The 23,974-nt window shown below is 72.0% G+C and carries 22 protein-coding genes and 1 pseudogene; 12 read left to right on the top strand and 11 right to left on the bottom strand.

The window, feature by feature from the left end:
* Nucleotides 1–10 precede the first annotated feature (10 nt).
* The 3 genes from ACQUST_RS03960 to ACQUST_RS03950 form a co-directional block, all read right to left on the bottom strand.
* Nucleotides 11–400 carry a DUF7522 family protein gene (locus ACQUST_RS03960; protein WP_435125189.1) on the bottom strand — a complete coding sequence of 130 codons (390 nt, stop codon included), beginning with the start codon at nucleotides 398–400 and terminating at the stop codon, nucleotides 11–13.
* A gap of 204 nt (nucleotides 401–604) precedes the next feature.
* Nucleotides 605–2,899, bottom strand: a complete 2,295-nt coding sequence (locus ACQUST_RS03955; protein ID WP_435125188.1) for an AAA family ATPase — start codon at nucleotides 2,897–2,899, stop codon at nucleotides 605–607.
* A gap of 118 nt (nucleotides 2,900–3,017) precedes the next feature.
* On the bottom strand, nucleotides 3,018–3,689 hold the full coding sequence (locus ACQUST_RS03950; protein ID WP_435125185.1) for a DUF7500 family protein: 672 nt from the start codon (nucleotides 3,687–3,689) through the stop codon (nucleotides 3,018–3,020).
* A gap of 183 nt (nucleotides 3,690–3,872) precedes the next feature.
* Here ACQUST_RS03950 and ileS point away from each other — a divergent pair, with 183 nt between their 5' ends.
* Nucleotides 3,873–7,052 carry an isoleucine--tRNA ligase gene (ileS, locus tag ACQUST_RS03945; protein WP_435125182.1) on the top strand — a complete coding sequence of 1,060 codons (3,180 nt, stop codon included), beginning with the start codon at nucleotides 3,873–3,875 and terminating at the stop codon, nucleotides 7,050–7,052.
* 33 nt (nucleotides 7,053–7,085) lie between these two features.
* Here ileS and ACQUST_RS03940 read toward each other — a convergent pair whose 3' ends face one another.
* Nucleotides 7,086–7,877 carry a class I SAM-dependent methyltransferase gene (locus tag ACQUST_RS03940; protein WP_435125179.1) on the bottom strand — a complete coding sequence of 264 codons (792 nt, stop codon included), beginning with the start codon at nucleotides 7,875–7,877 and terminating at the stop codon, nucleotides 7,086–7,088.
* A 104-nt stretch (nucleotides 7,878–7,981) separates the two neighbouring features.
* Between ACQUST_RS03940 and ACQUST_RS03935 the strand changes: the two genes are divergently transcribed.
* The 4 genes and pseudogenes from ACQUST_RS03935 (at nucleotide 7,982) to ACQUST_RS03920 (ending at nucleotide 10,881) form a co-directional block, all read left to right on the top strand.
* Nucleotides 7,982–8,410: an ArsR/SmtB family transcription factor gene (locus tag ACQUST_RS03935; RefSeq protein WP_435125176.1), complete on the top strand. Its 429-nt coding sequence runs from the start codon at nucleotides 7,982–7,984 to the stop codon at nucleotides 8,408–8,410.
* Entirely contained in the window at nucleotides 8,403–9,455 is a 1,053-nt protein-coding gene (gene arsB, locus ACQUST_RS03930; RefSeq protein ID WP_435125173.1) for an ACR3 family arsenite efflux transporter, read from the top strand. The genes ACQUST_RS03935 and arsB overlap by 8 nt, the downstream gene beginning before the upstream one ends.
* Nucleotides 9,456–9,528: 73 nt before the next feature.
* A pseudogene (locus ACQUST_RS03925) lies at nucleotides 9,529–9,924 on the top strand (low molecular weight phosphatase family protein); the annotation flags it as partial.
* Between the two features lie 168 nt (nucleotides 9,925–10,092).
* A complete protein-coding gene (locus ACQUST_RS03920; RefSeq protein ID WP_435125171.1) occupies nucleotides 10,093–10,881 on the top strand; it encodes an HAD-IIB family hydrolase in 789 nt (262 codons plus the stop codon).
* A 30-nt stretch (nucleotides 10,882–10,911) separates the two neighbouring features.
* Here ACQUST_RS03920 and ACQUST_RS03915 read toward each other — a convergent pair whose 3' ends face one another.
* The 6 genes from ACQUST_RS03915 to ACQUST_RS03890 all read right to left on the bottom strand — a co-directional run bounded on the left by ACQUST_RS03915 (nucleotide 10,912) and on the right by ACQUST_RS03890 (nucleotide 17,070).
* Nucleotides 10,912–11,094, bottom strand: coding sequence for an HEWD family protein (locus ACQUST_RS03915; protein WP_435125169.1), 183 nt, complete (start codon nucleotides 11,092–11,094; stop codon nucleotides 10,912–10,914).
* Between the two features lie 115 nt (nucleotides 11,095–11,209).
* The gene (locus ACQUST_RS03910; RefSeq protein WP_435125168.1) at nucleotides 11,210–11,791 is read right to left on the bottom strand and encodes a GNAT family N-acetyltransferase; all 582 of its coding nucleotides are present in this window, start codon (nucleotides 11,789–11,791) and stop codon (nucleotides 11,210–11,212) included.
* A 62-nt stretch (nucleotides 11,792–11,853) separates the two neighbouring features.
* Entirely contained in the window at nucleotides 11,854–14,229 is a 2,376-nt protein-coding gene (locus tag ACQUST_RS03905) for an ATP-dependent DNA helicase (RefSeq protein ID WP_435125165.1), read from the bottom strand.
* A 92-nt stretch (nucleotides 14,230–14,321) separates the two neighbouring features.
* Nucleotides 14,322–14,720, bottom strand: coding sequence for a hypothetical protein (locus ACQUST_RS03900; protein ID WP_435125162.1), 399 nt, complete (start codon nucleotides 14,718–14,720; stop codon nucleotides 14,322–14,324).
* A gap of 166 nt (nucleotides 14,721–14,886) precedes the next feature.
* The gene (locus ACQUST_RS03895; protein ID WP_435125159.1) at nucleotides 14,887–16,224 is read right to left on the bottom strand and encodes a S8 family serine peptidase; all 1,338 of its coding nucleotides are present in this window, start codon (nucleotides 16,222–16,224) and stop codon (nucleotides 14,887–14,889) included.
* Between the two features lie 60 nt (nucleotides 16,225–16,284).
* Nucleotides 16,285–17,070, bottom strand: a complete 786-nt coding sequence (locus ACQUST_RS03890; RefSeq protein WP_435125158.1) for an ArsR/SmtB family transcription factor — start codon at nucleotides 17,068–17,070, stop codon at nucleotides 16,285–16,287.
* Between the two features lie 315 nt (nucleotides 17,071–17,385).
* Here ACQUST_RS03890 and ACQUST_RS03885 point away from each other — a divergent pair, with 315 nt between their 5' ends.
* The 5 genes from ACQUST_RS03885 to ACQUST_RS03865 are packed head-to-tail and all read left to right on the top strand — an operon-like array spanning nucleotide 17,386 to nucleotide 21,788.
* Nucleotides 17,386–18,840: an NAD(P)H-hydrate dehydratase gene (locus ACQUST_RS03885; protein ID WP_435125155.1), complete on the top strand. Its 1,455-nt coding sequence runs from the start codon at nucleotides 17,386–17,388 to the stop codon at nucleotides 18,838–18,840.
* Entirely contained in the window at nucleotides 18,837–19,358 is a 522-nt protein-coding gene (gene moaC / locus ACQUST_RS03880; RefSeq protein ID WP_435125154.1) for a cyclic pyranopterin monophosphate synthase MoaC, read from the top strand. The genes ACQUST_RS03885 and moaC overlap by 4 nt, the downstream gene beginning before the upstream one ends.
* Nucleotides 19,359–19,400: 42 nt before the next feature.
* Nucleotides 19,401–20,567 (top strand): PQQ-binding-like beta-propeller repeat protein, encoded by a 1,167-nt coding sequence (locus ACQUST_RS03875; RefSeq protein WP_435125152.1) that lies wholly within the window; start codon nucleotides 19,401–19,403, stop codon nucleotides 20,565–20,567.
* A 54-nt stretch (nucleotides 20,568–20,621) separates the two neighbouring features.
* Nucleotides 20,622–21,347 (top strand): ribosome assembly factor SBDS, encoded by a 726-nt coding sequence (locus tag ACQUST_RS03870; protein WP_435125150.1) that lies wholly within the window; start codon nucleotides 20,622–20,624, stop codon nucleotides 21,345–21,347.
* A gap of 30 nt (nucleotides 21,348–21,377) precedes the next feature.
* The gene (locus ACQUST_RS03865) at nucleotides 21,378–21,788 is read left to right on the top strand and encodes a DUF7534 family protein (RefSeq protein WP_435125149.1); all 411 of its coding nucleotides are present in this window, start codon (nucleotides 21,378–21,380) and stop codon (nucleotides 21,786–21,788) included.
* 41 nt (nucleotides 21,789–21,829) lie between these two features.
* Here ACQUST_RS03865 and ACQUST_RS03860 read toward each other — a convergent pair whose 3' ends face one another.
* A complete protein-coding gene (locus tag ACQUST_RS03860) occupies nucleotides 21,830–22,168 on the bottom strand; it encodes an FUN14 domain-containing protein (RefSeq protein WP_435126106.1) in 339 nt (112 codons plus the stop codon).
* A 217-nt stretch (nucleotides 22,169–22,385) separates the two neighbouring features.
* Here ACQUST_RS03860 and hflX point away from each other — a divergent pair, with 217 nt between their 5' ends.
* Nucleotides 22,386–23,732 (top strand): GTPase HflX, encoded by a 1,347-nt coding sequence (gene hflX, locus ACQUST_RS03855; RefSeq protein WP_435125147.1) that lies wholly within the window; start codon nucleotides 22,386–22,388, stop codon nucleotides 23,730–23,732.
* Nucleotides 23,733–23,825: 93 nt separating this feature from the next.
* On the top strand, nucleotides 23,826–23,969 hold the full coding sequence (locus ACQUST_RS03850; RefSeq protein WP_435125146.1) for a hypothetical protein: 144 nt from the start codon (nucleotides 23,826–23,828) through the stop codon (nucleotides 23,967–23,969).
* Nucleotides 23,970–23,974: the final 5 nt, after the last annotated feature.

Below are 23,974 nucleotides of genomic sequence, written 5' to 3'. Positions count from 1 at the left end.
AGGTCCCCGGTCAGCGCTGCTCCCACTCCCACTCGCTCAGCGTCTCCTCGATGGCGCTGGCGAGCGCGTTGTAGTCGCGGATCTCCATGGCGTCGGTGGTGACGAACACGCCGTGGTCCTCGCCGTCGACGCGGAGCAGGTAGCCGTTCTCGAACACCCGGATGGTGTAGCGGTAGTCGCCGAGTTCGGAGCCCTCGTAGGCGTCGTGGGTCATCGAGAAGTCCTGCCGTTCGTTCCCGATGAACCCCATCAGGTCGGCGTCCCGCGCGAGGTCGTCGCGGAGGTACACCTGCATGAAGTCCTCGCGCGTGAAGTACGTCACCGACCGGAGATTGTCGCCGGCGGTGGTCCGACACGTCGCCGTCAGGCGCTCGATGGCCTCGTCCGGGAGCAGAGCCATGTGGACGCTGCCGAGGGACGCCGGTTCACGTCTCCGGTTCGGGTGAGCCTTGCCGGGGCTTCCGGCGGCCGACAGTCGGTGCCGAACTCGTCCCGCGTCCGACGACGCCGCGCGTCCGAGGTCCGCGCGATTCAGAACCGCGGCTCACGCAGCCTTTTCCGGGCGCCAACGGGCCTCACGGGGACGCCCACTGGAACCGCGTCGTCACCGGCCGCTCGGCTGGACCGTTTCGACGGCGGCGAGGAAGTCGGCGTGCGTCACGGCGAGCGCGTCCGCGTGGTCGTTGGCGTCGGCGCCGTACTCGTCGGCGACGCGCTCGACGGCGCGCATCGTCGCGTCCCGCGCGACCGCGGTGAGGTCGGCCCCGGAGTAGCCGTCGGTGTCGGCGGCGACGGCGTCGAGGTCGACGTCGTCCGCGAGCGGCTTGGCGGCGGCGTGCACCCGGAGGATTTCGCGGCGGGCCGCCTCGTCGGGCCGCGGGACTTCGACGTGCGATTCGAGCCGGCCGGGGCGGAGCAGCGCGTCGTCGAGGGACTGCTTCCGGTTCGTCGCCGCCAGCACCGCGAGGTTCGGGTTCTCGGCGGCGCGGTCGAGTTCGGTGAGCAACTGGGAGACGACGCGCTCGCCGACCCCGGAGTCGCTCGCGCCGTCGCGGTCGCCGGCGACCGCGTCGATTTCGTCGAAGAAGACGATGCTCGGGGCGGCCTGCCGGGCGCGCTCGAACAGCTCGCGGACCGCCTTCTCCGACTCGCCGACGTAGCGGTCGAGCAGCTCCGGCCCGGCGACCTGGATGAAGTTCACCTCGGACTCGCCGGCGATGGCGCGCGCGAGCAGCGTCTTCCCGGTGCCAGGCGGCCCGTACAGCAGGACGCCGGTCGGCGGGTCGGCGCCGGCGGCGTCGAACAGCGGGCCGTACGTCAGCGGCCACGTCACGGCACGCTCCAGCGTCGCCTTCGCGTCGTCGAGGCCGCCGACGTCGTCGAACGTCGTCTCCGGCTGCTCGGCGACGTACTCGCGCATCGCGGACGGCCCGACAGACGCGAACGCCGCGTCGAAGTCGGCGCGGGTGACGGACACCGACCCGAGGTCGACCGCGGCGTCGTCGCGGCGGGCGCGGCGGAGCGCGGTCAGCGCCGCCTCCGTCGTCAGCGAGTCGATGTCGGCGCCGACGAAGCCGTGCGTCCGCGCGGCGAGCCGGTCGACGTCGACGTCGTCCGCGAGCGGCACCCGGCGGGTGTGGACCTGCAGAATCTCGCGGCGGCCGGCCTCGCTCGGCACGCCGATTTCGATTTCGCGGTCGAATCGGCCGCCGCGGCGGAGCGCCGGGTCGATGGCGTCCACGCGGTTCGTCGCGCCGATGACGACGACGTCCTCGCGGGCGTCGAGCCCGTCCATCAGCGACAGCAGCTGGCCGACGATGCGGTTCTCCATGTCGCCGTCGCCGCGCTCGCCGGCGATGGAGTCGATCTCGTCGAAGAAGACGATGCTCGGCGCGTCCTCGTCGGCCTGCTGGAACACCTCGCGGAGCCGCTCTTCGCTCTCGCCTTTGTACTTCGACGTGATTTCCGGCCCCGAAACCGAGATGAACGTCGCGTTCACCTCGTTCGCGACCGCCTTCGCGATGAGCGTCTTCCCGGTGCCGGGCGGCCCGTGCAGCAGGACGCCTTTCGGCGGGTCGATGCCGAGCCGCGTGAACACCTCCGGCTCGGCGAGCGGGAGTTCGATGGTCTCCCGGACGAGGTCGAGTTCGTCGTCGAGGCCGCCGATGTCCTCGTAGGTGACGCCGTCCGCCGGCGGCGACGAGCCGGCCGCACCGCTCGAACCGCCACCCGCCGCCGCGCCGGACTCGGCGTCACCGGTGGCTGGGCCGCCGCCCGCCGCGCCGCCTGTCGAGCCGGAGTCTCCGCTACCACGTCGGCGAGAGGCGCCGCCGGACCGCTCCGTCCCGGCGCCACTCGTCCGCGTCGCCGCGCCGTCCCGGTCGCCGCCGCGGTCGCCGCGTCGGACCGTCACGTCGGTTCCGTCGTGGATTTTGACGGGGCCGTCCGGCGCCGTGTCGGCGACGACGAAGACGGAGCCGCCGAGGTGGGAGAGCCGCACCTGCTCGCCGGCCGTGACGGGCCGGCCGTCGAGGTCGCGCTTCGCGGCGGCGGCGAGCGTCTCCGCGTCGATGTCGACGTCGTCGAGCGACGCCGGCGCGTCCAGCACGACGGCGTCCGCGTCGCCGACGCGCTCTTTGGTGACGCGGACGGTCTCGCCGATTTTGGCGCCGGCGTTCGCCCGCGTCTCCGCGTCTACCTGGAGGTCGCCGTCGTCGACGCCGGCGCCGGCGGGCCACACTTTCGCGGCCGTCTCGCCGTCGCCGACGATGCGGACCGTCTCGCCGGAGAGCACGCCGAGCGCGCTCATCGCGCCGTCGGGGAGCCGGGCGATGCCGCGGCCGGCGTCGCGCTTGGCCGCGCCGCGGACCGTGAGCGTCACGCCCTCGTCGTCGGTCATGGCCGCGCGTTTGCGGCCTGCCCGTTTACCGTTTTCCACCGACGCGTCCGTCGTTTCCGAGTCGCCGGAAAGTACTCGGAGAAGCGATCGTTCAGAGAATCGTCGTTGCGCTCGCGGTCTACGTGCCGTTTTCGTCGGCGCCGGCCGCCGACCCGCCGTCCGCTCCGTTCGCCGTCTCGCCGCCGAGGTCCGCGTCGCGGAGGAGCCGCTGAACCGTTCCGCTCGGGTCGCCGTCCGGGTCGACGCGGCGCGCGTACCACCGGAGCGCCGTCTCGACCACGACCGCCGGGTCGTCCGCGGCGACCTGCACCGAGTCGGTCCCGTCCGGCGTCTTCGCCGCCAGTCCGAGCGCGTGCGCCGCCGAGAGCCCGTCCAGTTCGGCGGCCAGCGCAGACGCCGGGGAGTCCTCGTCGGCCCGGTCACCGACGCCGGCGTCGCCGTCAGCGCCGCCGGGGGGTGCTGCCGCGGATTCGGCCGTTTCCGTGTCGCCGGCGGCGTCGACGCCGCTGTCCGCGGTCGACACGCGGTCCTCGCCGCCCTCGGTGGAGATGACGTAGCGGCCGTCCCCGCGGACGTCGACTTCGTCGCGGCCGGTGAGGTCGATGTCGTCCGGGTCGAGCACGCCGTCGTCGTCGGCCGCCGCGTCGACGTCGGCCGCCGGAGTGCCGTCCGGGTCCGCGTCCGCCGCGTCCACATCCCCCGCGTCCCGGTCCGCCGCCCGGTCCGCGTCGTCTACTGTCCAGGCCGGGTCGTCGCCCGGCCCGTCGCCCGTGTCGTCGCTGTCGCTCACGGGTCGCGGTGCCGCTGCCGGCGGCTTAGTTCCTCACCTCGGCGTATCACGGCTGAAATCCGCGGCGGCGACGCGGCGGTGGCGCAGCGGCGACCCGGCGGCGACGCGGCGTGCCGCTTCCGTGCCGACGCGCGTCGCTGCAGGACCACCGTTTTGATATGCGCCCGGAGACTCCGAGTCAGTATGAACGACCGAGACCTCCCGGACCAGTACGCGCCGGAGGCGGTGGAGTCCGACGTCGACGCCTACTGGGACGAGGCCGACGCCTACGAGGCCGCGACGGAGGCGCACGCCGACGACCCCGACTTCTTCTTCGTCGACGGCCCGCCGTACACGACCGGCCAGATGCACCTCGGGACGGCGTGGAACAAGACGCTGAAAGACGCCGTGCTGCGCTACAAGCGGATGCAGGGGTACGACGTCGCCGACCGCCCCGGCTACGACATGCACGGGCTACCCATCGAGACGAAGGTGGAGCAGGAGCTCGGCTTCGACACGAAACAGGACATCGAGGAGTTCGGGATGGAGAACTTCATCGAGGAGTGCCGGGAGTTCGCCGTCCGGAACCGCGAGAACATGGACGAGGACTTCCAGTCCGTCGGCGCCTGGATGGACTGGGACGACCCGTACCAGACCATCGACCCGGAGTACATGGAGTCTGCGTGGTGGGCGTTCTCGCAGGTCCACGACCGCGGCCTCGTCGAGCAGGGGAAGCGCGCCATCTCGCAGTGCCCGCGGTGTGAGACCGCAATCGCCAACAACGAAGTCGAGTACGAGGACATCGAGTCGCCGTCCATCTACGTGAAGTTCCCGCTCAGCGACCGCGACGGCAGCCTCGTCATCTGGACGACGACGCCGTGGACCATCCCGGCGAACACGTTCGTCGCCGTCGCCGCAGACCTCAACTACCAGGAGGTCCGCGCGACCAGAGACGGCGAGACCGAGACGCTGTTCCTCGCGGAGTCGTGCGTCGAGGACGCGCTCTCGCGCGGCCGCTACGACGACTACGAGGTCGTCGCGGAGTACGACGGCGACGACCTCGTCGGCTGGGAGTACGACCACCCGCTCGCCGACGAAGTCGCGGAGTACCCGCAGTTCGAGGGCGCCGGGCAGGTGTACACCGCCGACTACGTCGAGGCGGACCGCACCGGCCTCGTGCACTCCGCGCCCGGCCACGGCCAGGAGGACTTCGAGCGCGGCCAGGAGCTCGGGCTGGACGCGTTCTGCCCGGTCGGCGGCGACGGCGTCTACACCGACGCCGCGGGCGCGTACGCCGGCGAGTTCGTCCGCGACGCCAACGACGACATCATCGCGGACCTCGACGAGAAGGGGCTGCTGCTCGCGTCGGACACCCACACGCACAGCTACGGGCACTGCTGGCGGTGTGACACGCCCATCGTGTTCCTCGCGACCGACCAGTGGTTCATCCGCATCACTGAGATCAAAGACGAGCTGCTCGACAACATCGACGACGCCGAGTGGCACCCGCACTCCGCCCGCGAGGGCCGCTTCCGGAACTTCGTCGAGGAGGCCCCCGACTGGAACGTCTCCCGGCAGCGCTACTGGGGCATCCCGCTCCCCATCTGGGTCCCAGAGGGCGTCGACGACCCCGACCCGTCGGAGCTCATCGTCGTCGGCACCCGCGACGAACTCGCCGAGCGCGCCGACCAGGACGTCGACCCGGAGACGCTCGACCTCCACCGGCCCTCCGTCGACGACCTCACCATCACGGAGGACGGCACGACCTACGAGCGCGTCCCGGACGTCTTCGACGTCTGGTTCGACTCGTCGGTCGCCACCCTCGGCACCATCGGCTACCCCGGCGACGAGGAGGCGTTCGACGAGCTGTGGCCCGCAGACCTCATCATCGAGGCGCACGACCAGACCCGCGGCTGGTTCTGGTCGCAGCTCGGCATGGGCACCGCGGCGCTCGGCGAGTCGCCGTACGAGTCGGTGCTGATGCACGGCTTCACGACGCTCGGCGACGGCACGAAGATGAGCAAGTCCCGCGGCAACATCGTCGAGCCGGAGGAGGCCATCGACGAGGTGGGCCGCGACCCGCTGCGCTGCTACCTGCTCAGCCACGAACAGCAGGGGCAGGACCTCGCGTTCGAGTGGGACGGCCTCCACGAGATGCAGTCCACGCTCAACATCCTCTGGAACGTCTTCAAGTTCCCGCTGCCGTACATGGCGCTCGACGACTACGACCCGGCCGACGCCGACCTGGACGACGGCGAACTCACGGTCGTCGACGAGTGGGTGCTGAGCCGGCTGCAGACCGTGAAAGCCGACGTCGAGGCGGCGTGGGAGGACTACGAGGTCGACGACGCGCTGAACGCGCTGCTCGCGTTCGTCACCGACGACGTCTCCCGCTTTTACGTGAAGGCCATCCGCGAGCGGATGTGGGAGGACGAGGACTCCGCGTCCAAGCGCGCCGCCTACGCGACGATGGCGACGGTGCTCGAAGAGACGACGCGGCTGCTCGCGCCGTACGCGCCGTACCTCACCGAGCGGATGTACCAGCACCTCGACGGCGACGCCGCGACGGTGCACGCGCTGGCGGCGCCGACGGTCGACGAGACGCTGCGCGACGAGACGCTCGAACGCGACATGGCGGTGCTGCGCGACGTCGAGGAGGCCGCGGCGAACGCCCGGCAGCGCGCCGAACGGAAGCTCCGCTGGCCCGTCACGCGCGTCGTGGTCGAATCCGACGACGACGCGGTCCGGGAGGGTGTCGACAACCTCCGCGACCTGCTCGCCGACCGCGTGAACGCCCGCCGCGTCGACGTCACCGAGTCGTACGGCGAACTCGTCGAGGTCGCGTCACCCGTCATGTCGGCGCTCGGCCCGGCGTTCGGCGGCGACGCCCAGCGCGTCATGGAGGCGATTCAGGGCGCGGCCCGCGACGACCTCGAAGCCGACGGCGACCTGACGGTGACGGTCGACGGCGAGACGTACAGCCTCGACGACGAGATGGTCGAGTTCCGGTCGCAGGCGCCCGACGGCGTCGTCTCCGCCGAGTTCGACGGCGGCACCGTCTACGTCGACACCGAACTCACCGAGGACATCGAGTCCGAGGGGTACGCCCGCGACGTCGTCCGGCGGATTCAGGAGACCCGGAAGGACCTCGACCTCGACGTCGACGAGCGCATCCGCGTGGCCGTCGACGTCGACGACGACCGGGTCGCCGGGTTCGTCGACGAGCACGCGGACCACGTCGCCGAGGAGGTCCGAGCCACCGACCTCGTCGGCGGCGAACCGCCCGCGGACGCCGACTTCGACATCACCACCGAGTGGGAGGTCGAAGGCGTCCCCGTGACGATTCACGTCGCCCGCACCGACGACGAAGACGCCGAGGACTGACCCGGACCGGATTCACTCACCTTTCTGGATTCATCACGACTCCACGGAGCACGCCAGGTAGCAGTACCGGGCGTCGCCGCGGCTCACGGCGCCGCTCACGTCGACCGTGAAGCCGGCGGATTCGAGCGCGTCGCTCCAGTACGCCAGCGGGTCCGCGGCGTCGGCTTCGCCGCCGCGGCGTCCCGGCGCCGCCAGCACGCCGAACTGACCGTCATCGCGGAGGACACGTCTCGCCTCCGACACCGCGGCTTCCGCTGCGGGTTCGTCCAGTTCGGAGAGCACGCCGCACGCCGTGACGACGTCCTGCGACCCCGATTCGACGGGGAGCCGCGACGGGTCGCCGCGGACCGCGTCGACGGACAGCCCGGCCGTCTCGGCGTTCCGTTCGGCGCGCGTCGCCGCGTCGCGTCCGAGCGGCCCGACGCCGAACCGGTCGAAGTCGTCGACGGCGGTCACGTCGGCGGGCCACCGGTCGCCGGCGGCTTCCGGGGCGTTCTCGTCGCGGGATTCGGCGAGGCCGACGAGCGACCGGCCCGTGCCGGTGCCGACGTCGAGCCACCGGTCCGCGTCGGCGACGTCGAGCGCGTGCCGGAGCGGCCCGTACCGCCACGCCGCGGGCGTCCACGGCGCCGGCACGAACAGCGGCTTCAGCGCCGCCTGCGCGTACCAGAGGCCGCCGAACACCGCGACCAGTCCGGCGACGTACGCCGCCCGCGTGCCGACGACGGTGCCCGCGGCGACGCCGCCCGCCGCGACGCCGACGCCGACGACGATGCGGCGGAGCCGGCGTCGCCACGCGGTCACGCCGAAGTAGTACCGGAACACGGCCCCCGGTTCGTCTGCCGGCGGATTGACTCTCCCGGTCGAGTCCGACGCGCGACACCGACGGATCGGTAGGTTCATCTGAACAGTTCTGCAACTGTTCAGTGATGGCTTCCTCGACCGAGCGGCTCGAACGGCTCGTCGCCGACGAACTCGGCGACTGCTGTGACGCCGACCTCGACGACCGACTGGCCGAACTCCGCGGGCTCGCGGACGACGCCGACGCCGGGACCACCGCGGCCGACAGCCGCGTCCTCTCCGCGCTCGGCAGCGACACCCGCTACACGATCGTCCGGCTGCTCCACGTCTCCGACGGGGACCGCTGCGTCTGCGAAATCGCGCCGCTGGTCGACGTCTCGGAGTCCGCGGTGAGCCACGCGCTCTCCGAACTCACCGACGCCGGCCTGCTCACCCGCCGCAAGGACGGGAAGTGGCGCTACTACGGCACCACCGCCCGCGCCGACGCGCTCGTCGAGGCGCTCGACGAGACCCGCGGCCCCGGCGTCGACGCCGAACCCGAGGGCGCGGATGAGTGACGGAATCGGCGTCCTCGACCGCTACCTGACGCTGTGGATCGCAGTCGCGATGGCCATCGGCGTCGGCGTCGGCTCCGTCTTCCCCGGCGTCGCCGACCTGCTGAACGCCGTCACCGTCAACGGCACCAGCCTCCCCATCGCCGTCGGGCTGTTCGTGATGATCTACCCCATCATGGCCGAAATCGACTACGGGCGCGTCCCCGCGGTGACGCGGACCGCGCGCCGCGAAATCGCGCTGACGCTCGGGTTCAACTGGCTCGTCGCGCCGTTCGTCATGTACGGGCTCGCGACGCTGTTCCTCGCCGGCCACCCGGGCTACGTCACCGGCCTCGTCCTCGTCGGCATCGCGCCCTGCATCGCGATGGTGCTCGTCTGGAACCAGCTCGCCGCCGGCAACCAGGAGCTGTGCGCCGTCTGCGTCGGCGTGAACTCGCTGCTGCAGATCGCGCTGTTCGTCCCGTACGCCTTCGTCTTCCTCACGCTGCTGCAGGGAACGGTCGTCGACGTCAGCGTCTCGCTCATCGCGCAGACCGTCGCCGTCTTCCTCGGTCTCCCGCTGCTGCTCGGCTACCTCACGCAGAAAGTCGCGTTCCGCACCGTCGGCCGCGACGCCTACTACGACCGGTTCGTCCCGCGCGTCTCCCCGCTCGGACTGCTCGGGCTGCTGTTCACCGTCGTCGTGATGTTCGCGCTGAAGGGCGACTACATCGTCGCGAACCCCGGCGAAATCGCGCTCATCGCCGCGCCGCTGCTCGTCTTCTTCGCCGGCATGTGGGCGGTCGCGTACGGCGCCGCCGCACTCCTCGGCTTCGACTACACCGAAGCCATCAGCGTGGCGTTCACGGCCTCCTCGAACAACTTCGAGCTCGCCATCGCCGTCGCCGTCGCGGTCTTCGGCGTCGCCAGCGACGCCGCGCTCGCCACCGTCGTCGGCCCGCTCATCGAGGTGCCGGTGATGCTGGCGCTCGTCCGCGTCGCGCTCGCGACCAAGTCCCGGCTGTTCCCGGACTCCACGGAGGTGAGCGGCGTTGCCTACTCCGACTGACGAGCCAGCGGGCGAAGCCGCGGACGAATCCGGGCACGGCTCGACGACAGGAGCCGGAGACGAGCCGGTCCGCGTGGCGTTCGTCTGCGTCCAGAACGCCGGCCGGTCGCAGATGGCGACTGCGTTCGCCGAGCAGGCGGTCGCCGACCGCGGCCTGCGCGGCCGCGTCGACGTCGTCACCGGCGGCACCGACCCGGCCGACCGCGTCCACGACGAGGTCGTGGCGGCGATGCGCGACGTCGGCGTCGACCTCTCGGACCGCATGCCGCGCGAAGTCACGCCGGACGACCTCGCCGACTGCGACTACGTCGTCACGATGGGCTGTGACGCCGCGTCGGTCTGCCCGGCGACGTGGAGCGGCGACAACCGCGACTGGGGCCTCGACGACCCCGACGGCGCCGACCCCGAAGCAGTCGCCGCCATCCGCGACGACATCCGCGACCGCGTCGCCGCCCTGTTCGACGAACTGGACGCGTCCGGCGCAGGCCGCGCCGCCGACGACGGCCACAACGACGGCGAAGGAGACGGCGCCGACGACGACGGCGGCGACGGAAGCGACACCGTCTGAGTCGCCGCGGCGGTGCTGAGCCGCGACACCGACGCCTCTTTGCGCCAGCCACCCGCAGCCTCAGACAATATGGCCGACCTCGACTCCGACGAGTCCGCTGGCGGCGACCCCGCGGTCGACGACCTCCCGGCGCCCGACGACGACGCGGGGCTGCCGCCGCTCGCGCTCGACATCGACGGGACGCTGACGACGCCGAGCCACGCGGTCGACCCGCGCGCGTTCGAGGTGCTGCCGCAGTGGCCGGCGCCGGTGGTGCTCGCGACCGGGAAGGCGTTCCCGTACCCGGTGGCGCTGTGTCACTTCATGGGCATCCCGGAGCGCGTCGTCGCGGAGAACGGCGGCGTGCTCTGCGTCGACGGCCACGTCCGGTTCGAGGGCGACCCCGAGCAGGTCCGGCGCGCCGTCGCCGCCTTCGAGGAGCGCGGCGGCGACCTCGGGTGGGGGCCGGCGGACACGACGAACCGGTGGCGGGAGACGGAGGTCGCGGCGCGGCAGACCGCCGACGAGGCGCTGCTCCGCGAAATCGCCGACGAGTTCGACCTCGGCTTCCTCGACACGCAGTACGCCTACCACCTCACCTCCCGCGGCGTCAGCAAGGGCCGCGCACTCCGGGACGCCGCCGAGGTGCTCGGCCGGGACACCGCGGCGTTCATCGCGGTCGGCGACAGCGAGAACGACGCCTCGATGTTCGAAGCCGTCGGGGAGAGCTACGCGCCCGCGAACGCCGACGACACCGCGAAGCGGGCCGCCGACCACGTCCTCGACGAAGGGTTCATGGACGGGACGCTCGCGGCGCTCGACAGGGTTCTACGGCGCGCCGGCGCCGACGCAGGCACCGACGGAGAACAGGACGACTGACTGGCTGCGACTGACTGGCTGCGGCCGCCGTCACTCCTCGGTGTCGTCCTCGGCGAACGGGACGAACGACCCGTTGATGTCCCACTCGTGGATGCAGTAGACGTCGCCGGCGTCGCCGTCGATGTGCCACGTCTCGTCGTCCTCGTCCCAGCGCTCCTCGCGCCCGCAGCGCTCGCAGGTGCGCTCGGTCGGCCGACGGATCTGGATGGGCATGTCCGTGTGACCGGTTCGCGTCGACTTAACCCCACCGTCGCCGGCACACCGCGCCGCCGGCGCCCCGGGCGCCCCCGGCCCAATTCGACCGGCGCCGGCCGTGTTCGGCGTACCGCTACACTGGTCCGAGGTCCGTGAGGTCGGCGAGCGACGCGGCGACGATGCACTCGTCGTGCTCCTCTCCGGCGAACGACGTGGTCTGCCGACCGATTTCCTCGAAGGCGTGCGAGTCGTAAAACGACAGGCCGACGTCGTTCTCGGCGAGTACCACCGCCGACAGCCGGCTGTGGCCGTCGGCGCGGAAGCGCCGCGCGAGTTCGCCGAGCAGCGCCGTGCCGACGCCGCATCCCCACTCGTCGGGGTGGACGTACAGCCGCCGAAGCACGACGTTTCCGACGCCGGAGGAGTACCGCGCGTGGCCGAACCCGACGAGTGACGCATCGTCAGCGTCGTCCGAGTCGGCGGCGGAGACAGCGGACTCCTGCTCGTCACCGTGGGAGGCGGCGTCGGCGTCGGCGACGAGGAACGTTCCGTCGCCGGAGATGTCGCGGCGGAGCTCCGACGGGTCGTACCAGGCGTCGACGGTGGCGTCGATGGCCTCCGCCGACAGGAAGTCGCCGTAGGCGGCGTGCCAGGCCGTCCGGGCGAGCGACGCGACGGCGGCCGCGTCGCCGCGGCGGGCCTCGCGAATCTGCATGCGTCCGCGTTGCAGCGGCCGCGCAAAAATCCGGCGGGCCGCGAGTGGGAGGCGCGGGCGGGCTAGCGGTGTTCGTTCCAGAAGCGGTCGAGGCCGAACCGGAGCATGTCGGGGCTGACCGGCTGGAACTCCTCGCGGTCGTACTCGGGGAAGTACTCGCGGACGGAGTCCCACGACTCGCGGGCGTACCGGGCGTCGACGAGCGCGCGGACGCCGACCTCCTCGGGGCCGCGGATGACCCGGCCGATAGCCTGCCTGGCCTTCCGGACCGCCGGGACCGTCAGCGCCACCTCGAAGCCGTCGCCGAACTCGCGGTCGTAGGCGGTGCGGACGGCCTGGGTGCGCGGCGACGAAGTGTTGATGATGGGGACGCCGCACACCACGGCCGCCGAGAGCTTGTCGCCCTCGTAGTCGACGCCCTCGGTGAGCGTGCCGCGGATGCTGGTGACGAGCACCTTCGCGTCGCCGGCGAAGAACGCCGATTTCAGCTCCTCGGTCGCGTCGTCTCGGCTGGACTCGTCGAGCAGCACCGGGCGGTCCAGGCGGTCGTCGAGGACGCCCGCCATCCACTCGGCCTCGCCGTAACTCGGCATCCCGACGAGGACGTTCCCGGGCGTCGCCCGCGCGACCTCCGCGGCGGCGTCCGCGTGCAGCCGCCGAGTCTCGTTCTCTTCGCCCGGCGCGCCGCGGTTCCCGTACGTGAACTTCGGCGCGTCCACCGCGAACGACGCCCGGTTCTCCTCGGGGAACCCGAGTCCGTACGTCCGTTCGACGACCGGCCGCCCCTCGGATTCGAGGTAGTTCAGCCCGGTCACCTCGCGGAACACGTCCAGCGGTGCGAGCGTCGCAGACATCAAGACGCCGCCGCCGAACTCGGAGAGCCGCTCGCCGATGGCGTCCGCCGGGACGCAGTTGTGCAGCGCGAGGTGGGCGTTGTACGCGCGCCGCCACGAGTCAGGCGGCTCCGTCTCGTCCCACGTCCGGTCGAGTTCGATTTCCCGGAAGTACGACGCGTGGTCGAGCCGGTACCACTTGTTCAGCAGGCGGCCGGCGGCCGGAGCGGCGCGCTTGCGGTCCTCCTCTTCGGCCTCGTTCAGGATGCGGCCGACGACGGCGCCCACCTGCTCGGCGTGCGCCCACACCTTCTCGCCGTAGCCGGCGTCGGACGCCCACTTCGAGACGTCGTCTTCGCCCGGTTCGGACGGGTCTCGGAGCGGGATTTCTTCGTCGTCGAGGTCCGCCAGGTCGGCGCGCCACCCCGGCCGGGCCTCGTCGAGGTGGCCGGTGACGCGGCGGTCCAGTTCCTCGCGGAGGTCGCGGATGAAGTCGCGGGTCAGTTTCAGTTCGGACAGCCCGATTTCGGCGTCGGCGAGTTCGCCGCGCACCAGTTCCGCGTCGGTCGTCCCGTTCGCTCGCTTCCCGTCGTCTTCGAACTCGACAGGCTGGATGACGCGGGTCAGTTCGTTCTCGGCGTCGCGGAGCGTCGCGTCGCCGACGCCGTCGGAGACGAGGTCGCGGACGCGCGGCTCAAGCATGTGCGCCTCGTCGCAGACGACGAACGTGGCGTCGTCGAGCAGCGCCCCGGTGAAGCTGCCGGCTGTCGTCGGGTCGAACGCGTGGTAGTAGTTCCCGATGACGACCTCCAGTTCGGGGAGCACGGCGCCCATCATCGAGTGCGGGCAGGTGCCGTGGCCGGCGGAGAGCCGCACCAGTTCGTCGGCGTCGATGAGGCCGCGGTCGGCGAAGTCGAACGGCACCGCCTCCACCGCCTCGCCGTCCTCCGGCAGGTCGTCGAGGAACTGCGCGTAAAACGGGCAGAACTCGGTGCCGTCGCCGGTCGCCCCGCCGCCGTGTTCCGGCATCGACGGCAGGTACGGCGTCGGCTCGCCGGCGGTTTCGAGGTACGACACGCCGGCCTCGGCGGTGTCGGCGATACCGGTCTGTGCGCGGCGCGCCTGCTCGACGAGCGCGCCGGCGGTGGCGTCGCCGCCCTCGCCGACGAGGTTCCGGGTGCGTTCGCGGAGCCCTTCACAGCGCTCGTAGACGGTGCTGTCGTCGATGCCGGCGGCGTGCTCGCGGCTGTACGGGCAGACGTCCGCCTTCCCGACGAGCGTCAGCCCGGAGACGGGCCGCCAGTCGGACGGCAGGTTCTCGTTGATGGCGCGGAGGTCCGCCTCGAACTGCCGGAGCTGCTGTTTGACGCTGGTCAGGACGACGACGCGCTCGAAGTCGCTGTCGGGGTCGCGGACCAGGTGGATGCCGGCGGTGAGCGCCAGCATCGTCTTCCCGGTTCCGCAGGCGCCCTCCAGCGACAGGTAGCCGCCGTCGCGGGCCGCGTCGACCGCGGCGTCGATGCCGTCGGCCTGCTCCGGGTACGGGCTGGGGTGCCCGAACACGGCTCGCCAGTCTGCGTCGCCCTCGGCCTCGGCCTCGGTCACAGCGTAGGTCGCGCGTGGCACGGCTTCAGTCCGTCGATGGCCCCGCTTTGCGACTTGAAGTTACGGACCGGGACGGTCCGTGGAGCCGCGGGCTACAGCAGGCTCTCGCCGAGCACGATGACCGACAGATTGTTGGCGAAGACGACGAGTCCGGCGGCGACGAGGCCGCCGAGCCACGCCTCGATGAGCAGCGCGAAGTACGGCCGGACGCGCGGCGGCGTGACTCGGTACGTCTCCATGAGGCCGTGGAAGACGACGGCGGCGAGCACGACCGCCGCGAGGTTGACGCCGACCAGCAGCCACACCGGCTGGGCGAGCAGCCACGCGGTCACCGGGTTCGACTCCGCGTCGGCGCCGACGACCGCCGCCGCGTACATCGTCGTCAGCATGTCGACCGTAATCAGCAGGAACAGGGCGACCGTCGCCCACCCCCAGTACTCCTCGATTCGCTCGGCGACCTGCCGCGGCGGCCCCGGCGTCTCGTCGGTCACGGTTCACCGCAGCCTCTGCCGCCCGAGACGTAATGGTTTGGGCGGCGCGGACGACCCAGACAGCGTCGATGGCGTGGACGACGCAGACGGCCTAGACAGCCCAAGCGACTCGGACGGTCTCGACGGCGCGGCTGCTCGGCTCGGCGACTCACCCGATTCCCGGCCGTTACGGCCGGGCTGCGGACGTGTTCGCTCTCGCGGCGGCGACGGCGGCGGCGGGGTCGACGCAGTCGCGGGCGCCGTCGGCGGTCCGCTCCAGGATGCGCTCGACCTCCGCCGGCGTGAGCGACGACCCGGACGACTCCATCGCTGCGACGGTGCCGGCGACGACGGGGGCGGCCGCCGACGTGCCGCGGAACCGTCCGGTCGACCGGGTCTGGACGCCGTCGGTCGTCGTCACGTCGGCGCCGGTGGAGCTGTACGCGCGGAGCCCGCCGTTCGCGGTGACCGCGCCGACCGCGATGACGCCGTTGACGGTCGCCGGCGCGACCGCGCTGCCTTCGGCGCCGGCGTACGCGAGCCGGTGGTGCGCCGCGAACAGGTCGACCGGGCCGGTCGGCTCGTCGGCGGCGTGGACGGCGACGTAGTAGTGGCCGCGCGGCACCGCCGCGTCGATGGATTCTGCGTGGCCGTTCGTCCGCGTGGACTTCCGGACCAGCCGGTCGTTCGGGCCGGGGACGTCCCGGTAGAGGTACAGGTCGTAGTCGGTGTCCGCCTCCCAGTACAGCCGCAGCGTGACGCGCCCCGAGACGGTGCCGTTCCCGAGCCGGTTCACCTGCGTCCCGGGCGCGAACGACGCCCAGCCGTCGGATGCGGGCTGGCCGCGCCAGTGCCGCTGCGCGTAGTTCCCGGCCGACGTGACGAACACGACGCCGCTGTCGGTGGCGTTCTCGGCGGCCGCCGCGATTCGGTCCATCCCGTCGGCGGTCCGCGGGAAGTAGCTGCCCGCGTCGACGATGACGTCGACGTCGTTCGCGACCAGCCACTCGACGGCGCGGCTGTACGTCTCCGGCGTCGGACTGTGGCCGACCGCGGCGAGATACAGGTCGGCGGACTCGGTCTGACGCGCCACGATTTCAGCGACCGCGGTGTCGTGGCTCGAACCGCCCTGAAAGCCCATGAGCCGCGGATTCAGGCGCCGCACCGCGCTGACCCGATCCGTGAGCGCGTCCGGCCGTCCGCGGAACTCGCTGCCGATGACGCCGACCCGCACCTGTTCGCCGGAGCCGCCGTCGTCGGTGGCTCCGACGGCGCCCCCCGCCGAGCGTCGCGGTTCGGGGGCCGCGTCGCCGCGGACCGCGCTGCCGGCGGCGTTGTCGAGGGCGTCGTCGGGGGCGGTGGCACCGGCGCCCGCCTGGATCAGCGGGTAGCCGTCGCCGTCGACGATTCCGGCGTCGTGAACGCCGGTCGAGGCGACCGCCGGGTGCGCCGTGGCGGCGCTCCCGAGGCCGCCGCTCGCGACGACGAACACCACCAGAAGCGCGGCGGCGATGCGGCGACTCATGGCCCGGGCAGAGTCACGCCGAACGGCTGCGGGTCGGTCGGCGACGCGGCTCCCATGCTGTCACTCCGCGCGGAGACGGTTGGCGACGAATACGGTCGCGAGGACGAGCAGTCCGCCGGCGATGAAGGCGGCGCCGGGCGACACCAGCCCCAGCAGCGGACCGGTCGACACGGACGAGACCGCGTCGCCGACGCGCGGCGCCGACGCGGGGCCGGTCAGCGAGACGGCGCCGAGGCCGAACGCCCATTCGACGGCGGCCGCGCCGACGCCGAGCACCGCGAGCGTCCCGATGAGCCCCTTCAGTGAGTCGAGAAACGACGACCGGTCGGTGTCGTTGCCGACGGCGACGACGACGCGCTCGTCCGCCGGCGCGTACACCGTCATCTCCCGGCCCTTCACCGAGTACCGCGTCCCGGCGTCCTCGACCAGCCCCGCGTCCTGGAGGTTGCCGAGGTGGTGGCGGACGTTCTGGACCGACGTGTCGGCGGCGTCGGCGAGCTCGGACGCCGTCGACGGCGAGTCGTGCAGCGCCGAAAGCAGGGTGCGGGCGGTCTCCGACGAGAGCGCGCCGATGAGCGTGTCGGCGTCGTCGTCGTCGAGCCAGCACACGCGGACGTCGCCGTCCGCGGCATTCGCCGCCTGCGCGTCGCCGGCGGCGGTCTCCGGCTCCGTGGACGAGCCGCCGGGCTCCGCGGACGCCACGCCGGCGTCTTCGTCCGCGTCCGTCGACGTGTCCGTCGACGCGTCCGCGGCGACGTCTGCGGGCGTCGCTCCCGTGTCGACCGCTTCGCCGTCCGACGACTCCGACTGCTCGTCGGCGACATCCGTCGGGAGCAGACCTGACATGGGGGTACGTTTCACACACACTAACTAAATGTTTCGGGCAAGATTCGACGCGACTCCCCGGACACCGACCGGATTTTCGACGGTTCGACGGCTCCGTCGCCGCTTACCGTGAATCCGTCGCGAGTCGGCGGCGTTCGCCGTCGAGTTCTCACCGCGACGGCAGCGGGAGCCGCGCCGACGCCTGCGGTTCACAGGGCGTAGCGGGCAGGCCGGGTAGGTCGGGCCGAGCAGGCAGGCCGGGTAGGCCGGGCCTGGGCGAGTCCGGGCAGGCCCGCTGGGCTTACGGCGTCCCCCGACGAACGAGGTACCGACTGCATGATTTCGTCCGACCGGATGGCGATGGTGGACCGGAACGCCGCGGCGCTCGGCGTGCCGCGCTCGAAGCTGATGGAGTCCAGTGGGAACGCCGTCGCCGCCGCGGTCCGGCGCCGCGCCGACCCGGGCGCGTCGGTGACGCTGGTGTGCGGCCGCGGCAACAACGGCGGGGACGCGATGGTCGCCGCGCGGTTCCTCCGCGAGTACGACGTCCGCGTCGTGCTGCTCGGCCGCCCGGAGTCCATCTCGACGCGCATCGCCCGCGAGAACTGGGACGCGCTCCGCGCCGCCGAACTGGACGCCGAGACCTGCGCCGACTCCCGGGCGTTCGCGCTCCACGACCCCGACGTCGTCGTCGACGCGATGCTCGGCACCGGCGTCACCGGCGCGCTCCGCGAACCGGAGGCGACCGCCGCCGCGGCCATCAACGACGCCGACGCGACGGTGCTGTCGGTCGACGTCCCCTCCGGCGTCGACGCCGACACCGGTGACGCCGCGGGCGCCGCCGTCGACGCCGACGCAGTCGTCACGTTCCACGACGAGAAGCCGGGGCTCGACGCGCTCGACGCCGCCGTCGAAGTCCGCGACATCGGCATCCCGGAGGCCGCCGAACTGTTCGTCGGCCCCGGTGACCTGCGGCCGCTGACCCGCGACCCGCAGAGCCACAAGGGCGACCACGGCGAAGTCCTGGTCGTCGGCGGCGGCCCGTACACCGGCGCGCCGACGCTCGCCGCCCGGGCCGCGCTCCGCGCCGGCGCGGACCTCGTCAGGGTCGCCTGCCCCGACGCCGTCGCCCGCGAGGTGCAGGGGTTCGACGAGAGCCTCATCGTCCGGTCGTTCGCCGGCGACCACCTCGCGCCGCCGCACCTCGACCGGCTCCGCGAACTCGCCGTCGGCCACGACGCCGTCGTGTTCGGCCCCGGCCTCGGCGACGCGGACGCGACGCTCGACGCCGTCCGCGGCTTCCTCGCCGAGTTCGACGGCACCGCCGTCGTCGACGCGGACGCGCTCCAAGTCGTCCCCGACGTCGACACGGACGCGACGCTCGTCTGTACGCCCCACCAGGGCGAACTCCGGAAGATGGGCGGCGAGACCAGCGCGGACTGGCGCGAGCGCGCCGACCTCGTCCGCGAGTTCGCCGCCGACCTGGGCCACACGCTGCTCGTGAAGGGCGCCTACGACGTCGTCTCCGACGGCGAGACGGTCCGCGTGTGTCGCACCGGCAACCCGGGGATGACGGTCGGCGGCACCGGCGACGTCCTCGCGGGCGTCACCGGCGCGCTCGCCGCCACGCAGCCGCCGCTGCACGCCGCCGCCGTCGCCGCGTACGCGAACGGCCGCGCCGGCGACGCCGCCGTCGAGGAGTCCGGCTACGGCCTCGTCGCCACCGACCTCATCGACCGACTCCCGCACGCGCTCCGCGACGAGCAAGCGGGGACGGAGGCGGACGCATGACCGACGACGGCGCGGACGAACCCGGATCCGGCATCACCGGCGACGCCGACCTCACCCACACCGACGAGTCCGGCGACGTCCAGATGGTCGACGTCGGCGGGAAGCCGGACACGGCGCGGCGCGCGGAGGCCCGCGGCGAAATCAGGCTGTCGCCGTCCACCGTCGACGCCGTCCGCGGCGACGACGTGGGGAAAGGCGACGTGCTGGCGACCGCGCGGGTCGGCGCCGTGCAGGCGGTCAAGCACACGTGGGAGACGATTCCGATGTGCCACCAGATTCCGATAACGAACGTCGACACCGACTTCGCGGTCCGCGACGACCGAATCGCGCTCACGGTCGCCGTCGAGACCACCGGGAAGACCGGCTGCGAGATGGAGGCGCTCGAAGGCGTCACGACCGGGCTCAACGTCGTCTGGGACATGGTGAAGGCCGCCGAGAAGGACGCCGACGGCGGCTACCCAGACACCCGAATCACGGACGTCGAGGTCGTCGCGAAAGAGAAGTCCGTCCCGGAGTAGCGACACAAGGCTTATTCTCCGCGGATAGCGACCCCGAGATCAATGCCCTCCAACGAACCGGCAGACGCCGGCGCGCCGAGCCGACGCCGCTTCCTGGCGCTCGCCGGCGCGTCAGCCGCCGCTGCCGCGACCGCCGGCTGTACCGGGGTTCGTCGTCGCCTCCGCGCCCCGCCGGTCGCGTGGCGAACCCCGCTGGCCTCCGTCGGCCACGTGAACTCCCCGCTCGTCCGCGTCGGCGACCGCGTGCTCGCGATGGGCGAACACGACCTCGTCGCGTTCGCCGTCGACGGCGAGCGACTCTGGGACTCGAACGGCCCGTTCTTCAACCACGCGATGACCGGATCAGTCATCGCCGACGGCGTCGCGGTCGTCGGCGACGCGTTCGGGGAGAACCGCGCCGGCTACCGCCCCGACGGAACGACGGTGTGGAGCGTCGCCGGCGAGGAGGGGTTCATGCCGTTCGCCGCCCTCGACGGGCTCGTCGTCGGCGGCCAGAACCGAGAGGGTCACGGCGTGCTCGCCGTCGACGCCGCCGACGGCGCCGTCGCGTGGGGGACGACGCCCGACAACTGGGTCACCGACGACGGCGGCCGCGCCGCCACCGACGTCGTCGCCGCCGGGTCGGTCCTCGTCGCCGCCGACTTCGACGGGCCGCTCGCGGCGCTGAACGGCGACGGGACCGTCCGGTGGACAGCGAGCGACGACTGGGACACCGCCGGGGCCGGCCACCCGACACTCGCCTCGAGCGGTTCGACCGCCGTCGCTGCCGGCGGCGCGGTCGCCGCGTTCGACGCCGCGACCGGCGAACGCCGCTGGCGACACGTCCTCCCGGACTACGCGAACGGCGTCGCCGTCGCCGACGGAACCGTCTCCGTCGCGGTCGGCAGCGACATGCCGAAAGTGGACTCGTGGGACGCCGACGCCGGCGTGCTGGCGTACAACCTCGCCGGCGGCGAACCGCTGTGGCGGACGCGGCTCCCCGCGCCCGAAGCGCGCTCCGCGACGACGACGCCCGCAGCCGCCGGCGACCGCGTCTTCGTCGGAACCGCGGACGGCACACTGGCGGCGCTGGACGCGGCGACCGGCGAGCGCCGCTGGAGCAGACCCGTCGGGTCGGAGGTGTACACCGCGCCGCTGGTCGGCGACCGGCGAGTGTTCGTCGGCGTCGAACGCGACCGGTCGGCGGAGCTCGTCGCCGTGTCCCGGTGAGGTTCGGTCGCCGTCGGCAGATACCTTTTACTCACGGGGGGCGAACCATCACCCATGATCTCGCTCGACGAGGCCGTGACGGCGCGACTGGAATCGCACGGGACGCGGTTCGAGGTGCTGGTCGACCCGGACGCGGCGCTCGCGATCAAGCGCGGCGAGTTCGACGGCGACCTGGAGGACGTCATCGCCGCCGAGGACGTCTTCGAGAACGCCTCGCGCGGCGACCGACCGCCCGAGGAGGACGTCGAGGAGGTGTTCGGGACGACCGACCCGATGGAGATAATTCCGGAGGTCATCGAGCGCGGCGAGATACAGATCACGGCGGAGCAGCGCCGCGAGATGCAAGAGCAGAAGCGGAAGAACCTCATCAACACCATCGTCCGGAACGCCGTGAATCCGCAGATGGACGACGCGCCGCACCCGCCCGAGCGCATCGAGCGGGCGCTTGAGGAGGCCGGGTTCACGGTCGACCCGATGGAGCCGGTGGAGAACCAGGTGGACGACGCGCTCGACGCGCTCCGGCCGGTGATTCCGATTCGGTTCGACGAGGTGACCGTCGCGGTGCAGTTACCGCCGGAGCACGCCGGTAGCGGTCAGGCGAAGATCCGCGAGTTCGGCGACCTCGAACGGGAGGAGTGGCAGGCCGACGGCTCGTGGGTCGGCGTCGTCACGTTCCCGGCCGGCCTCCAGAACGAGTTTTTCGACCTCGCGAACGAGGTGTCCAGCGGCGAAGCCGAGACCCGCATCGTCAAGGAAGAAGACGAGATACAGACGCGGTAACGAATCCGACTCGCCGAGCCCCGACTCACGATGGCCCTCCATCTCGCCGCCGTCCTGCTGTTCGCCGCGACGGCGCTGCTCGTCGCCGCGAGCGCCGCGTCGTTCGGCTACTGGGTGTATCTCGACGCCGACGCGCGCGGCACCGACGCGGCCGCCGTCCTCGGAGCCGCGACCGTGTTCGTCTCGTTCGTCGGCGTCTGGTACTGGCTCAGGCGGTCCGCCTACGGCGACCGCGACTCGCCGCCGTCGCGGACTCAGCGCGCGGCCGGCAGCGTCGCCGTCGCGTCCTTCTGCGCCGTCGTACTCGCTGCGGTCGTCGCGCCGCCGGACCCGGTGACGCAGGGCGTCTGGGCCGCCGGCTCGCTCGCCGTGACCGCGCCGGCGGCGTACCTGCTGGTGTACCGTCGGGGCTGGCGCGCGCTGACCGCGAGGGTCTCGTAGAACACCGCGAAAACAGGCCGCGTCGTCGCCGGCGGCCGGCGTTATCCGCGCTTGAAGCCGACGAAGAAGCCGCCGGTGAAGCCGGCGGAGACGGAGAGCGTCGACAGGAGGGTCTGGAGCCAGCCGGGCGGGGTCCCGGAGGCGGCGTCCTGGCTGGCTTTCACGAAGCCGGCGGTCAGCTTCTCCCAGTCGACGGTGATGATTCCGCGCGATTCGAGGAACTTGAACAGCGCGAGTTCGAGCCCGACGATGACGGCGACGAGCTTCGCGACCTTCTTCGCCGCGAAGCCGATGATGCCGCCGATGACCGCGCCGGACCCGAACTCGATGCCGAGCTGCTTGAAGTCCAGTTGAATCTGGAGCGCCGCCACGTCCAACATGGTCACTGGTGCGCCGCCTCCGCTTAAGTGGTTTGTGGAGGACGCCCCGCTGAATCCGCGACGACGCCGGGTTCAACCCTGCAGACCGCAATCTGCGGCTGTACCGGAGGCTAAGCGCCGGGCGCAGTCGTCAGCCGGCGTCGCAGCGCGGCCCCGCTCACCCCGAGACGTGGGAAGGAGGTATCAGTCAGCGGCACCTACACACGACTCAACCGACATGGACGGGACACGCGGAGGTGAGGACGTGACCGCCGTCGTCGCACAGCGCGTCGACCGCGGCGACGCGGACCTCACGGAGATCGTCGACCTCGCGGAAGCCGCTGGCTACGAGGTCGCTGCAACGCTGACGCAGACGCGCGAGGAGGACGCCGCCTTCCACTTCGGGGAGGGGAAGGCGTCCGAGCTCGCCGCGCTCGTCGCCGAAACGGACGCCGACTACCTCATCATCGACAACGAAGTCGGGCCGTACCAGACGTTCAACCTCGGGCAGAAGCTGCCCGACGGCGTCGAGGTCGTCGACCGGTTCACGCTCATCCTCGACATCTTCGGGCAGCGCGCGCAGACCCGGAAGGCGCAGCTGCAAGTGGAGCTCGCGGAGCTGCGGTACGAGCTGCCGCGCGCGGAGGTGAAAGCCAGCCTCGCGAAACGCGACGAACGCCCCGGCTTCATGGGGCTCGGCGAGTACGACGAGTCGCGCGAACGCGACATCAAGTCGCAGATTTCGCGCATCAAAGACGAGCTCGACAGCATCGCTGAGAAGGAGGAGGAGCGCCGCGAGCAGCGCCGCGAGTCCGGCTTCGACCTCGTCGCGCTCGCCGGCTACACGAACGCCGGGAAGTCGACGCTGATGCGGCGGCTCGCCGCCGACCTCGACATCGACGAGAACGCCGACCGGCACCCCGACATCGCCTCGACGGCGGAGTCGCAGGACAAGCTGTTCACGACGCTCGGGACGACGACCCGCCGCGCCGACACCGGGACGCGCGACGTCCTGCTGACGGACACGGTCGGGTTCATCTCTGACCTGCCGCACTGGCTCGTCGAGTCGTTCGAGTCGACGCTGCAGTCCGTCTACCACGCTGACCTGGTGCTGCTCGTCGTCGACGCCTCCGAGCCCGTCCAGGAGATCCGCGAGAAGCTCGTGACGAGCCACGACACGCTGTACGAGCGGAACGAGGCGCCGCTCGTCACCGTGTTCAACAAGGTCGACCGGCTCACCGACGAGGAACTCCGCGAGAAGCAGGAGGCGCTGTCCGCGCTCGCACCGAACCCGGTCGCCGTCTCCGGGCTGACCGGCGAGAACGTGGAGTCGCTGCGCGACCGCGTCGAGGCGGAACTCCCGGACTGGAAACGCGAGCGACTGGTGCTTCCGGTGACCGACGACGCGATGAGCCTCGTCTCGTGGATTCACGACAACGGCCACGTCGAGCGCGAGGAGTACGACGCCGACCACGTCGACGTCGAGTTCGAGGCGCCGCCGTCCGTCGTCGAGCGCGCCCGGTCGCGGGCCGCGGACGTCGACGCGGACGCTGACGCCGACGCGGAACCGGCGGAGACGCCGTAGCCGGCCACGACGGCGTCCGCCTCGACGAGTCGGACGCCCACCACACACGTTGGTTTCTCAACAATTAAGTCGCTGTTCCTCGTCTCGTCGACCATGACCGACGAGGCGGTGTTTCACGTCGTCTGCCGGGAGTGCACCGCGGAAGCACTGGTGGCGACCGCGGACGAGGCCGACGCCGTCGTCGCCGACCACGAAGCCGAGACGGGCCATGACGTCGACGTGGCGCGCGTCGAGTAACGCGT

Origin of the sequence: Halobaculum sp. D14 (assembly GCF_051195135.1) — an archaeon.
GTDB lineage: Archaea > Halobacteriota > Halobacteria > Halobacteriales > Haloferacaceae > JBNTKA01.
Note: the sequence above shows the minus strand (reverse complement) of the source record. Positions and strands in the feature narration are given on the sequence as shown.